The sequence below is a fragment of the Phytohabitans houttuyneae genome, from assembly GCF_011764425.1.
Classification (GTDB): Bacteria; Actinomycetota; Actinomycetes; order Mycobacteriales; family Micromonosporaceae; genus Phytohabitans; species Phytohabitans houttuyneae.
On sequence record NZ_BLPF01000001.1, the window covers coordinates 616,511 to 629,478 of the forward strand.

At 72.0% G+C, this 12,968-nt stretch carries 9 protein-coding genes; 7 read left to right on the top strand and 2 right to left on the bottom strand.

Translation table 11 applies throughout. The features are described 5' to 3' along the window. Positions 1 to 22: 22 nt before the first annotated feature. Positions 23 to 1,549, bottom strand: a complete 1,527-nt coding sequence (locus tag Phou_RS02810) for a class I adenylate-forming enzyme family protein (RefSeq protein WP_246273158.1) — start codon at positions 1,547 to 1,549, stop codon at positions 23 to 25. 800 nt (positions 1,550 to 2,349) lie between these two features. Between Phou_RS02810 and Phou_RS02815 the strand changes: the two genes are divergently transcribed. Genes Phou_RS02815 through Phou_RS02830 form a run of 4 tightly spaced genes read left to right on the top strand, consistent with a single transcriptional unit; the run spans position 2,350 to position 6,878 of the window. Next, complete coding sequence (locus tag Phou_RS02815) at positions 2,350 to 3,423, top strand: polyprenyl synthetase family protein (protein ID WP_218578687.1); 1,074 nt, start codon at positions 2,350 to 2,352, stop codon at positions 3,421 to 3,423. 47 nt (positions 3,424 to 3,470) lie between these two features. Next, positions 3,471 to 4,427 (top strand): UbiA family prenyltransferase, encoded by a 957-nt coding sequence (locus Phou_RS02820; RefSeq protein WP_173053270.1) that lies wholly within the window; start codon positions 3,471 to 3,473, stop codon positions 4,425 to 4,427. Between the two features lie 34 nt (positions 4,428 to 4,461). Then, the gene (locus tag Phou_RS02825; RefSeq protein WP_173053272.1) at positions 4,462 to 6,081 is read left to right on the top strand and encodes an AMP-binding protein; all 1,620 of its coding nucleotides are present in this window, start codon (positions 4,462 to 4,464) and stop codon (positions 6,079 to 6,081) included. 23 nt (positions 6,082 to 6,104) lie between these two features. Continuing rightward, positions 6,105 to 6,878, top strand: coding sequence for a transmembrane-type terpene cyclase (locus tag Phou_RS02830; RefSeq protein ID WP_173053274.1), 774 nt, complete (start codon positions 6,105 to 6,107; stop codon positions 6,876 to 6,878). Here Phou_RS02830 and sigJ read toward each other — a convergent pair. After that, on the bottom strand, positions 6,805 to 7,785 hold the full coding sequence (gene sigJ / locus Phou_RS02835) for an RNA polymerase sigma factor SigJ (protein ID WP_173053276.1): 981 nt from the start codon (positions 7,783 to 7,785) through the stop codon (positions 6,805 to 6,807). The two genes, Phou_RS02830 and sigJ, sit on opposite strands and share 74 nt — an antisense overlap. A gap of 118 nt (positions 7,786 to 7,903) precedes the next feature. Here sigJ and Phou_RS02840 point away from each other — a divergent pair, with 118 nt between their 5' ends. From Phou_RS02840 to Phou_RS02850, 3 genes are all read left to right on the top strand, one after another. Beyond that, the gene (locus Phou_RS02840) at positions 7,904 to 10,132 is read left to right on the top strand and encodes an MMPL family transporter (RefSeq protein WP_173053278.1); all 2,229 of its coding nucleotides are present in this window, start codon (positions 7,904 to 7,906) and stop codon (positions 10,130 to 10,132) included. Between the two features lie 130 nt (positions 10,133 to 10,262). Then, positions 10,263 to 12,437, top strand: coding sequence for an RNA polymerase recycling motor ATPase HelR (gene helR / locus Phou_RS02845; protein ID WP_173053280.1), 2,175 nt, complete (start codon positions 10,263 to 10,265; stop codon positions 12,435 to 12,437). A gap of 40 nt (positions 12,438 to 12,477) precedes the next feature. Beyond that, positions 12,478 to 12,963 carry an RrF2 family transcriptional regulator gene (locus Phou_RS02850; protein ID WP_173053282.1) on the top strand — a complete coding sequence of 162 codons (486 nt, stop codon included), beginning with the start codon at positions 12,478 to 12,480 and terminating at the stop codon, positions 12,961 to 12,963. Positions 12,964 to 12,968 lie beyond the last annotated feature (5 nt).

A 12,968-nucleotide genomic window follows, 5' to 3' on the forward strand; every position in this document is an offset into this window, starting at 1 on the left:
CGGTGCCTTTCGGGTTTGGTCGTCACGCCCGCTTCTCCGGCTGCCCGTGGAGCCGGCGGGACAGCTCGATCCGCTGTACCTTCAACGTGGCCGTCCGCGGCAGCTCGGCCTGCGGGATGTGGATCGGGTCGGCGAGCTGGGGAAAGTCGGCTACGGCCGAGCGCCAGCGGTCCGGGGCCAGCGGCTGGTCGTCGTGGGTGCAGACCACCGGCACCGGCTCCGCGTTCGGTCCGGGCACCACGACGAGCTCGCTCAGCTCGCGCAGCTTGCCCAGCACCACGTCCTCGATCTCCAGGCTGCTGCGCACCCCGGGGATCATGTCGACCTCCCGGTCGAGCATGTGCAGGCAGCCGAACCTGGTGCGGTATCCGACGTCGCCGGTGCGCCACCAGTCGCCGCGCCGGTTGGCGTCGTACCGCTCCTGCTCGCCGAGGTACGTCTTGGCCAGGCCGACCCAGCCGACCTCGATGAAGCCGGGGTTCGCCTCGGACGGCGGCCGGCCGTCGCGGCTGACGACGCGGACCCTCGCCGAGCCGGGCATGGCCCAGCCGACGCAGCGCCCGTCCGCCTTGTGCGCCGACCTGCGCAGGTACGCGCGGCCGACGGCGGGTCCGACCTCGCTCTGGCCGTAGATCTGGAAGAACATCGCGCCGCGCCGCTCGGACGAGCCGACGAGCCGGCCCATCGTGCGGGGGTGCATCGCGTCGAAGGTGCTGCTGAAGTACTTGACCGACGCGAAGGGTTTGCGCGGGTCGTCGGCGAGCCCTTCCCACTCCATCAACGAGTTGGGCAGCGCCTCGATCAGCCCCGGCCGGTGCTTGAGGAACAGCTCGGCGACCCGGCCCGGCTCGGACTCGTTCATCAGCAGGACCGGCATCTCGAACATCAGCGCGAGCGCCATCGCCGCGAACATCCGCGAGTGCACGAAGGAGATGTGGATGGCGACGGTCTCCCGCCGGCGCATGAGGGACAGCAGCACCCACTGCGGCGTGAGCCGGGCGGCCATGGTCCGCGGCGTGTGCACCACGAGCTTGGGCAGCCCGGTCGTGCCGGAGGTGTGGGTGATCAGCGCGGCCTCGTCCAGCGCCACGACCACCGGCCGGACCGGCGGGGATCCGGCGAGGGCGCCGAGCGAGACCGCGTCCGGCCGCTCTCCGGCGATGATTGCCACCCGCCGGGTGAGGTCGGCCACGGGTACGCCGGCCAGCGAGTCGAGCTTGGGCCCGTCGGTGAGCAGCCAGGGCTTGTCCAGCCGGTCGAGCAGGGCGCCGACGGTCGCGGCGTCCAGGGCGGGCGAGAGCATCACGGGTACCGCGCCGACGCGCGACGCCGCCGTGGCCAGCACCCAGACGTCGAAGTTCGCGGTCTTGTAGATCACGACGCGTTCGCCGGGTGCGACACCGGCCGCGGCCAGCCGGCCGGCGAGGTCGTCGACGTGGTAGGCGATCTCGGCCACGCTCAGGCGCCGCCCGGCCTCGGGCAGCACGCCCAGGTCGTGGTCGAGGGTGAGCAGGGTGGCGCCGTTCCGGGCCGCGGCGACCTCCGGCACGAGGCCGAGGTGGAGACCGCGCCTGCGTATCGAACTGTGGAGCAACAAGTGCTTCATATGGCCTCGCTCCCTATGCGGTGTCCGCTTCCCGCCGCGCGGTGTGCCGAGCATCGACCACGCGACTTGACCGCGACTATTCGGTGACTTGGCGGCGGCTTGGCTTGTCCACATCGAACGGGCGGCCTGTTTGCGCGCACGGCGGCGGATAACACTGTCCACCGGGGCCAGGCTGGGAAAACGCGACTTGGCGTTCACTTGGCAGCCACTTGGAATGGCGATCGGAAAAATGATCTAAAAGAGAACTACTGATGAATGGACTAGGCTCCATCATGGACTGTTGCTATCGAAGAACGACGTTGCTATCTTACGTGGTGCCGGGACCCGGCTTCGCTGTTGAAACCACTCCAATCGGTCGGTCAAAACGGGGGAAGTGACGTGGGACCGTATTTCTGAGACATCGCGCACGCCTAAAAGGGCGCGCTGCCTGCGCCCTGCTGCCACCGGCCCGGCGGCTCGACGTCTAGTCCTTTGTAGACGCTCGCTGGCGCCCATGCTCGCGCGCCGTTCCCGGGCGTACGCCCCTGCGCGGTCAGTGGTGGCACCGGTCCGGCACCGCGCAGCGCCGCGCGTGCCGCTGCCCGTCCTCGACCGCCCGCCGTGCCGTGCCGCTCCGGCGCTTCGGCAGGCCTCGCATCCGGTTACCCGCCGATGCGCATCGCGCCCGGCGGCGCGCCGGTCCGGTGGACGGTTCTCTGCCCGACACGCCCGGTCGCGCCGGCGGCCGTAGCACGGGAGACGACGTGACCACGATCAACACCAAGCCCGCACCGGATACCTCGACCGCACCACCCCGAGTCCTCCGCCAGCACCTCATGGAGCTGGTGGAGGAGCAGCTCAGCGAGTTCTTCCGCGTCGAGCGGGACCGCCGCTCGCGCGCGCACAGCCGGGCCGCGGACCTCGTCGGTTCGGTCGCCGACCTGGTGGCCGCCGGCGGCAAGCGGATCCGCCCCGCCTTCTGCATCAGCGGCTTCCTGGCCGCCGGGGGCGATCCTGACGACCACCGGGTGCTGCCGGCCGCCAGCGCGCTGGAGCTGCTGCACGCGTCCGCGCTGATCCACGACGACATCATGGATGCGGCGACGCGGCGGCGCGGCGTCCCCACGGTGCACGAGCAGCACTCGGCCACCCACCGGATGCTCGGCTGGCGCGGCGAGGACCGCCGGTACGGCGAGGGCGTCGCCGTCCTGGCCGGCGACCTGGCGCTGGTCTACGCCGACCAGTTCATGGCGGCCGCGCCGCCGCTCGTCGACGCGCTCTGGGCCGAGCTGCGGGCCGAGCTGATCGTCGGGCAGTTCGTCGAGGTGCACGTCGCGGCCGCGGCCGACTTCCCCATCGACCCGGAGCTGGCCCGGTGGATCGCGGTGGCCAAGTCCGGCCGGTACACGATCCACCGCCCGCTGGAGGTCGGCGCGGCGATCGCCGGGCGCCCGGACCTGGCCGACGCGTTCGAGGCGTACGGCGCCGCCATCGGCGAGGCGTTCCAGCTGCGGGACGACCTCATGGACGCGTTCGGCGACGGGCAGGTCACCGGCAAGCCGCACGGGCTGGACATCGAGCAGCACCGGATGACCCTGCTGCTGGGCCTTGCCATGAAGCGCGACGTCGGCATCGGCGACCTTGTCTCGTCGAACGCCACGCGTTCGGGCCGGCTGCGCCGCAGGCTGCAGGACACCGGCGTACGCGTCGACGTCGAAGAGCACATCGACCGGCTCGTCGAGGAGGGCTGCCGGGCCATCGCCAAGGCCCCGCTGGCGGCCGGCTGGCGGGAAGAGCTGACCGAGATGGCCCACCTCGTGGCCTACCGCGACCGATGACCGCCACCGCCTCCGACAACGACCTCGCGGAGAGGAAGCGAGCTGCCATGAGTTCCGAGATCTCCACGGGCCGGCTGGTCCCGTCTCCGTGGCAGACCTTCGTGGGGCTGGTACGCATCTCGAAGGTCTCGGTGTACCTGCACTTCTTCCCGTGGACGCTGGCGGCCCTGCTGCTCAGCCCCGCGGCACTCGACCGGGCGGGCGCGCTGCCGGCGATGGCCCTGCTCCTGCTGTCGTCGGCCGGCATCGTGGCGGCGACCGCCGCGGCGGACGACATCGTGGGCCTGCGCAACGGCAGCGACGCGGCCAACTACACCCGGCCCGGATTCCGCCGCGACATCCGGCGCAAGCCGTTGCTCAGCGGCGCGATCACGCTGCGCCAGGCGATCGTCTTCGCGGTGCTCGCGGAGGCCTTCGCCGTGGTCACCGGCGTCGCCGCGTTCGCCGCGCTGGACTGGGACGTGCCGATGTCCGCGGTGGTCATCTTCATCGCGTGCGCCGTGCTCGGCCCGCAGTACTCGTGGGGCCTGCGGTTCAGCTACCACATCGGCGGCTCGGAGCTGCTGCTCGGCGTCGGCACCGTCGGCGGGATGCTGTTTCCCTACCTGGCGGTGGAGGGCCACTGGACCCGGGCCGCGGTGCTGCAGGGCGTGCTCATGGGCCTGTGGCTGGTCATGCTCGTGTCCTGCTCCAATGTGGGCGACCGGGACGGTGACGCGGCGGTGGGACGCCGCACGCTGCCGGTGGCCGCGCCGATGTGGGTGGTCAAGGGCGCCGTGGTGGTGTACCTGTTCATCTCGGTGACCACGATCACGGCGCTGTCCACATTGACCACGATGCCGTGGTGGACCGCGCTGGCCCTGCTGCCGGCCACCGTGCTGCACGCCGCTCAGGTGCACCTCGCCGTGGTGCGCGGCCGCTGGCGGGTCGCGCGGGTGTCCGCGTTCGTCGCCTACGACCTCGGCTTCCTCGGCCTCGTGGCCGCCAACCTGTTCGCCCGGTGACGCCGGGCCCCTCAATCCTCTAAGGACGATCCACATGGGACAGCGCCGGCAATCCCCGTACCACATTGGACACCTGTTCCACTGGCACGCCGAACGGCGGCGGCAGGCGGTCGTCCACCTCGACCGCCCCCTCGACGTCGCTCCCGGGGGCGGCACGGTGTACGACGCGGCCGCCCTGGCGGGGACGGTCGACGAGCTCACCGACTGCCTGTACGAGGCCGGGCTGCGGGCCGGCGACCGGGTGGTGGTCGCCAAGGACAACCACTACGACATGCCGCTGCTGGCCGCGGGCGCCGCCCGGATCGGCGCGCTGCCGGTCATGCTCGCCCCGATCGCGTCCGTGGAGACCGTGCGGAAGCTGATCGAGCGGGCCCAGCCGGCGCTGCTCGTCGCCGGTACCGGACTGCTGGCCCGGGCGGAGGCCGCCGGCATCAAGCTCGCCGACCCGGGTGTCCGCACGATCGCGGTGGGCGCGCCGGCCGGCGAACTGCCCTCCGGCACACTGACCCTCGACGAGGTGCGCCACGGCGCGCGGGCTCCGGTGCGGGTCGGCGGCGCCGACGATCCGATGATCTCCACGCACACCTCCGGCACCACCGGCGTACCCAAGCTGGTCGTGCACACCGCCAACACCGCGATCGGGCGGTTTCCGGCGCGGATGGAGCGCTGCCCCATCCCGTTCCTGACCACCCGGCACGCCGACGTGACGGCCGCCGCGGTCTCGTTCGCCCACATCCGGGTGATGGCGTGGACCGCCTCGCAGCTGAAGATGGCGCCGAGCAAGGTGGTGGCGATCTCCGATCCCGGCCTGGCGACCGTGGAGCGGATGCTCGACGAGCACCGGCCGACGATGCTGGAGGCGCTGCCCAACATGTTCCAGCACTGGGAGGCGCTGGTCGCGCGGCGACCGGAGCTGTTCGCCCAGGTGCGGCTCTACGTGACCACCTTCGACGCGGTGCACGCCCGGACCGTCCGCACGTTCCTGAACGCGTCCCACCGCCGGTTTCCGGTGTGGGGCTGGGGACTCGGCCAGTCGGAGATCACCGGCATCATCGTCAACCTGTTCACCCGCCGGACCGTGCGCGAGGGCGACGGCCGCGCGGACCGTACCAACATCGGGTTTCCGGCGGCGTTCGTGCGGGTCCGGGTCGTCGACCCGGAGACCGGCCGCCGGCAGCCGCGCGGCAAGCCGGGCCTGTTGATGGTGAACAGCCGGGCCCGTTGCCTGAGCTACCTCGGCGAGCACGACCGGTACCAGGCCAAGCGCACCGGCGAGTGGTGGAACAGCGGCGACCTCGGCGAGCGGGTCGGCTTCGGGCGGATCCGGCTGCTCGACCGCGAGGTGGACACGCTGCCCGGCCACAGCTGCATCGAGCTGGAGAGCGTCCTGCTGGACCGGCTGCCGGGGGCGTCGGACGTGACCGTGCTGGCCCGCCCGGACCAGCTGCCGGTACCCGTGCTGTGCATGGCGGACGGCGAGCTGGACCCGGACGACTGGGCCCGCGCCACCGCGGGCCTGCCCGAGCTGGCACCGCCGCGGCTTGTCGCGTGGGAGGACGTGCCCCGCACCGCCACGTGGAAGGTGCGCCGGCTGGCCCTGCGCGAGCAGGTGCTCGGCACGTCCGAGGTCAGCGGCACCGGCAAATGGACCTGAACATCGAGAGAAAGTAGGCACCTATGGACTGGCTACCCCCGGCGCTCTTCGACCTGCCCGGTGTGGCGCCGGCCGTCTCCGAACCCCGCGACTTCCGCAACTTCTGGTTCTGGACGATCGTCGTCGGGCTCGGCACGTTCTGGGCGCTGGCGTACGGGCTGGCGATCCACCGCGGCTTCGTGGACAAGTTCGTGGGCATCCCGGTCGTGGTCGTGGCGATCAACTTCGCGTGGGAGTTCGTCCACTCGATCGTCATCGACCAGGAGCCGGCACAACGCCCCGCCAACTTCGCCTGGGTCTTCATCGACATCGTGATCGTCATCCAGGTCATGAAGTGGGGGCACAAGGACTTTCCGAAGCTGCCCCGAAAGCTGTTCCAGCGGCTGTTCATGGTGCTCGTGGTGATCGCCGGGATCGAGCTGTTCCTGGCCGCCCGCGAGTTCCGTGACATCCTCGGCATGTACAGCGGCTGCGCGCTCAACGTCGGCATCAGCGCCGCCTTCATCGTCACGCTGATCAAGCGGCGCTCGTCGGCCGGCCAGTCGCTCTACGTCGGGATCTGCAAGATGATGGGCTCGCTGCTGGCGGGGCTGAACACGCTGATCCTTTTCCCGGACCGCCACCTGGTGCTGTCCTGGTTCGTCATGATCCTGGTCCTCGACCTGATCTACATCCGCATGATCTACCGGCAGATCCGGTCCGAGGGGCAGTCGCCGTGGAAGCTCAACCGGCCGCCGGTGAGCCCTCCGGCCGAGGTGCGGGCGCCGGCACGCGAGGAGCCGGTGATGGTGTCCTGACGGCATGTGCCGCGCCGTCGCGGAGTGGCCCGGCCGCCCGGGCCACTCCCGCCAGCTTGTCCGGGTTCAGCATCGTGTAGATCGCGCCGACCCGGTCGCTGTCCGGGTCGAGCTCGACCGCCAGCACGGCGTACAGGTCGTCGCCGGCGAACAGCAGCGCGCCCGGTGCGCCGTTGACCTGCGCCGGCCGCACCGACAGCGGCGGCAGCTCGGGCAGGCTCCAGCTGATCAGGCGCAGCACCTTGGCGCGGCCTTCGATGACCCGCAGCGCCGCGGGCCGCCGGCCGCCGCCGTCGGTGGACAGGCGCACGTCGGGCGCGAGTACCTCCAGCAGGGTGTCGATGTCCCCGCCGAGCGCGGCGTCCAGGAAGCGCTGGGTGGCCGCGCGGACCACCTGCGGGCGGGCCGGGCGGCGCGGCCGGCGGGCCCGCACGTGCCGGCGGGCCCGGTGCGCGAGCTGGCGGACGGCGACCGGTGAACGGCCGAGCAGCGCCGCGATCTCGCCGTGCTCGTAGCCGAACGCCTCGTGCAGCACGAACACCGCGCGCTCCAGCGGCGTGAGCGTCTCCAGCACCACCATCAGGGCGAGCGACACCGACTCGCCCCAGAGCGCCGATTCGGCGGCGTCCGGCTCGGTCAGCACCGGCTCGGGCAGCCACGGTCCCACGTAGCTCTCGCGGGAACGCGCGGCGCGCCGCAGCCGGGCCAGCGCGGCGTTCACCGCGATCCGGACCAGGTAAGCCCGCGGGTTCGCGACCTCGTCACGCCGGGCCGACACCCAGGACACCCAGGTGTCCTGCAGCACGTCCTCGCTGTCGGCGACGTTGCCGAGCAGGTTGTACGCCAGGGAGAACAGCAGCTCCCGCTGGCCCAGATAGAACGCCGTCAGCTCGTCCGGCTCCCGCATTGCCACTCCCCGTGTCGTGGCGTGAGGTACCCACCAGTTCGCGGGCGGATGTCACACCGCGGTGATCCACCACATCGTAGGCAAGTCGAGGCAACGCGACCCCCGAGGAGTGAAGATCATGCTGGAGAAGCTGTCGTGGCTGGTGCTGCGGCGCAGCCGGACGGTCCTGGTGGTGTCCGTCCTGCTGGCGCTGGCCGGCGGCGCGGCGAGCGTGACGCTGTTCGACAAGCTGACCGCCGGCGGGCTCGCCGACCCGGGCGCGGAGTCCGGCCGGGCGGCCGCGGCGCTGGACGCCGCCGGGCAGGGTCCGCCCAACCTCACGCTGGTGGTCAGCGCGCCGCGCGGGGTGGACGATCCGGCCGCGGTCGCCGCCGGCACCGCGCTCAGCCAGCGGCTCGACGCGGAACCCGACGTCAGCAACGTGACCTCGTACTGGACCGCCGGCCGCCCGCCGCAGCTGCGCGGCCACGACGGCGGCAAGGCGTTGATCGGGGCGACCGTCCACGGTGACGAGACGACCGTCAACAAGATCCTGGACGAACTGGTGCCGCGGTACGAGGGCAGCCGCGACGGCCTCGACGTGCGGGTGGGCGGCTCGGCGATGTTCTGGAAGGAGACCACCGAGATCAGCCAGGCCGACGGCGCCAAGGGCGAGGCGATCGCGTTTCCCCTCACGATGATCGTGCTGGTCATCGTGTTCGGCGCGCTCGTCGCCGCGCTGGTGCCGCTGTCGGTGGCGTTCGTGACGATGCTGGTCGGCCTGGGGGTGCTGTGGCTGGTCGCCTCGGCGACCGACCTGTCGGTGTTCGCGGTCAGCGTGGTGACGCTGCTCGGCCTCGGCCTCGCCATCGACTACGGCCTACTGATGATCAACAGGTACCGGGAGGAGCTGGCCCGCGGCCGGGACACCGATGACGCGATCCGCGCGACGATGGCCACCGCCGGCCGCACCGTGCTCTTCTCGGCGATCACGATCGTGCTGGTCCTGGCCGGACTGGTGCTGATACCGCTGCCCGCCGTGCGCAGCATGGGGTACGGCGCGATGATCACCGCGATGCTCTCCGCGGCCGGCTCGATCACCGTCCTGCCCGCGCTGCTGAAGGTGCTCGGCCCGCGCATCGAACGGGGCCGGGTGCTGCGCCGCCGCCGTCCGGCCGCCGCCGCGGATACGGAGTCCGGCTTCTGGCACCGGCTGGCGACGTTCGTGATGCGCCGTCCGGTGCCCGTCGCCACGCTCGTCATCGCGGTGCTGCTGCTGCTCGGCGCTCCTTTCCTCGGCATCCGGCTGGGCATGCCGGACGAGCGCTCGATGCCCGAGTCGTCGCAGGCGCGGCAGGTGACGACGCTGATCCGGGAAAACTTCGACGGCGCCGAGATGAACGCGCTGCAGGTCGTCGCGCCGGACGCCGACACCACCTCCGCCGACGTAGGCGGGTACGCCACCCGCCTGTCCCAGCTGCCCAACGTCGGCCGGGTGGACACGGTCAGCGGCAGCTACGTCAAGGGCGCGCTGGCGGTCCCGCCCGGCCCGCCGCACCAGCGGTTCGCGATCGGCGACGGCCTGTACCTTTCCGTGGTCCCCGCCACCGCCGAGCCGGACGACGCCCTGCACCTCGTCGACGACGTGCGGGCGGCACCCGCGCCGTTCCCGGTCCTGGTGGGCGGCACCGCCGCGGTCAGCGTGGACACCACCGACGTGCTCGTCGAGCGCCTGCCCTACGTACTGCTGCTGGTCACCGTCACGATGGTGGTGCTGCTGTTCCTGCTGACCGGCAGCGTCCTGCTGCCCTTCCTGGCCCTGCTGCTGAGCGCGCTGAGCCTGACCGCCACGTTCGGCGCGCTGGTGTGGATCTTCCAGGACGGCCACCTGTCCGGCCTATTCGGCGGCTTCACCGTCACCGGCACCATCGCCTCCACGATCCCGGTGATGCTGTTCGCCCTCTCCTACGGCCTCGCCATGGACTACCAGGTGTTCATGCTGTCGCGCATCCGCGAGGAGTACGAACGCACCGGCTCCGGCACGACCGCGGTGGCGGTGGGCCTGGAACGCATAGGCCGCATGGTCACCGCGGCCGCCGTCGTCATCTCGATCGTGTTCCTGGCCTTCACGGTCTCCGGCATCACGTACGTGAAGGCGTACGGCATCGGCCTGCCACTTGCGGTGCTGATGGACGCGACGCTGATCCGCGGCGCGCTGCTGCCCGCCCTGATGCGCCTGGGCGGCCGGGCGACCTGGTGGGCACCCGCCCCGCTGCGCCGGCTGCACGGCCGCTTCGGCCTGCGCGAGGTGGCGACGCCGGCACCGACCACCCACCCCGACAAGGACATCGTCGCGGAGGCCGTCTGAGCGCGCGGCCAACAAGAAAAGCGAGGAGCGAAGCTCCCCGCCGTACTTAACGTATACCGCACCCCGGGGCTTGCGGCAAGACCCCCGCGATGCCGCACAATCGCTGGCCGAAGGGCAATGAGCTGCGGAAATGGGGGAACGCGGAGTGCGTGTGCTGCCGTCGACGACCGGGGTGTTCGATCTGCCCGAGCACCTGTCGCCCAAGGCCGACCCGACGTTGATCGCCCGCGACGAGCGGCATTTCGCCGCCATCGCGGAGAGCTTGGAGGAGGTGTCCGCAGACCTTTCCGGCCGGCTGGACGACGCGCGCAAGGCGCCCGGCGGCAAGGGCCGGCAGGCGCTGGACCGGGACCAGGAGGTGCGCCGGCTGAGCGCCCGCCTGCGCGCGCTGCGCCGCTACGGCGTGGACCTGTGCCTCGGGCACATGGTCTTCGCCGGTGACCCCGAGCCGGTGTACATCGGGCGGCAGGGCCTGGCCGACAGCGGCGGCCACCGGTTACTGCTCGACTGGCGCTCCCCCGCTGCCGAGCCGTTCTTCGGCGCGACCCACGCCAACCCGATGGGGCTGGTGAGCCGCCGCCGGTACCGGTGGACGCGCGGCCGGATCACCGACTACTGGGACGAGGTGTTCACCCCGGACGGGTTGGAGGGGCACGCCGCGCTCGACGACCAGTCCGCGTTCATCGCCAGCCTGGGCGGCAACCGGTCGCCCCGGATGCGGGACGTGCTCGGCACCATCCAGGCCGACCAGGACGCCATCATCCGCGCGGGTTCCGCCGGCGCGCTGGTAGTGGACGGCGGTCCGGGCACCGGCAAGACCGTCGTCGCGCTGCACCGCACGGCCTACCTGCTCTACGCCGACCCGCGCCTGGGTCACCGCCGCGGCGGCGTGCTGTTCGTCGGCCCGCACGAGCCCTACCTCGCGTACGTCTCCGACGTCCTGCCCAGCCTCGGCGAGGAGGACGTGCAGACCTGTACCCTGCGGAATCTTGTCGCGGAGGGCGCGGGCGCGACGGCCGAGACCGACCCGGAGGTGGCGGCGCTGAAGTCGTCCGCGGAGCTGGTGAAGGCGATCGAGGCGGCCGTCCGGTTCTACGAGGAGCCGCCGGCCAAGGGGCTGCGGGTGGCGACCGACGAGTCCGACATCTGGCTGAGCGCCGGCGACTGGGCGGAGGCGTTCGGCGCGCGGGACCCCGCCACGCCGCACAACGACGCGCGCGACCAGATCTGGGAGGAGCTGCTCACGATCCTGGTGGACAAGTACGACGGCGACGAGCCGGCCGCCCTGCTGCGCCGCTCGCTGCGGCGCAACGCCGACCTGGCCGCCGCCTTCAACCGCGCGTGGCCGCTGCTGGAGGCGGCCGACCTGGTCGGTGACCTGTGGTCGGTCCCCGCGTACCTGCGCAAATGCGCGCCCTGGCTCACCCCCGACGAGGTGCGGAAGCTGCAGCGCGCGGACGCGCAGGCGTGGACCGTTTCCGACCTGCCGCTGCTGGACGCGGCGCGGCAGCGGCTCGGCGACCCGGAGGCGTCCCGGCGCCGGCGGCGGCACGAGGCGGCGGTCGCGGCCGAGCGGGGACGGATGTCCACTGTGGTCGACGACCTGCTCGCGGCGCACACGTACGACGACGGCGAGGGCGTGCTGGTCATGCTGCACGGGCAGGACATGCGCGACGCGCTGGTCGACGAGGCGGCGCTGCCGTCCGCGGACCCGGACCGGCTGGCCGGCCCGTTCGCGCACATCGTCGTCGACGAGGCACAGGAGCTGACCGACGCGGAGCGGCAGATGTTGCTGCTGCGCTGCCCGTCCCGGAGCTTCACGATCGTCGGGGACCGGGCGCAGGCGCGGCACGGGTTCACCGAGTCGTGGCGGGAGCGGCTGGAACGCGCCGGCCTCGACCGGATCGAACTGGCCTCCCTGACGATCAACTACCGGACGCCGGAGGAGGTCATGGCGGAGGCCGAGCCGGTCATCCGGGCCGCGCTGCCGGACGCCAACGTGCCGACCTCGATCCGCCGCGGCGGCATACCGGTGGCGCACGGGCCGGCGTCGGACCTGACCGCGATCCTCGACGGCTGGCTGGCCGCCAACGCGGACGGGACCGCCTGCGTCATCGGCGACCCCACCTTCGCCGGACGGCCCCGGGTGCGCTCGCTGACCCCGGAGCTGGCGAAGGGCCTCGAGTTCGACCTTGTCGTCCTGGTCGACCCGGACCGGTTCGGCGAGGGTATCGAGGGCGCGGTCGACCGGTACGTCGCGATGACCAGGGCGACCCAGCGGCTTGTGATCCTCACCAACTCCTGACGCGGTTGCAGGTCGAATCCTGGACATGTAACGTCCAGGTATGCGGATGAGCGAAGGCGTCGAGTGGGCGATGCACACCTGCCTCAACCTGACGTGGCTGCCGACCGGGCAGGCCGTGCCCGCGGCCAAGCTGGCCGCCTTTTACCGCCTGCCCGCTGCGTACCTGAACAAGCAGCTCCAGGCCTTGGCGCGGGCCGGCGTCGTCTCGTCGACGCCGGGCCCGCGGGGCGGTTTCCAGCTGGCCCGCACCCCCGAAAAGATCACGCTGCTGGACATCGTCGTGGCGATCGAGGGGCCCGAGGAGGCGTTCCGCTGCGACGAGCTGCTCAAGCGCGGGCCGGGCGCCGATCCCAAGACCGACTACCGGCAGGCATGCCTCGTCTCGCGGGCTATGCGCCGCGCCGACCTGGCGTGGCGGCGGGAGCTGGCCGGTCAGACGCTGGCCGATCTGAAGGCCGACGTGGAGCAGGAGTACCCGGCGTCGCCCGGCAACACCGTCAACAGGTTCACCGCCCTGCGCGCCTGAATGCC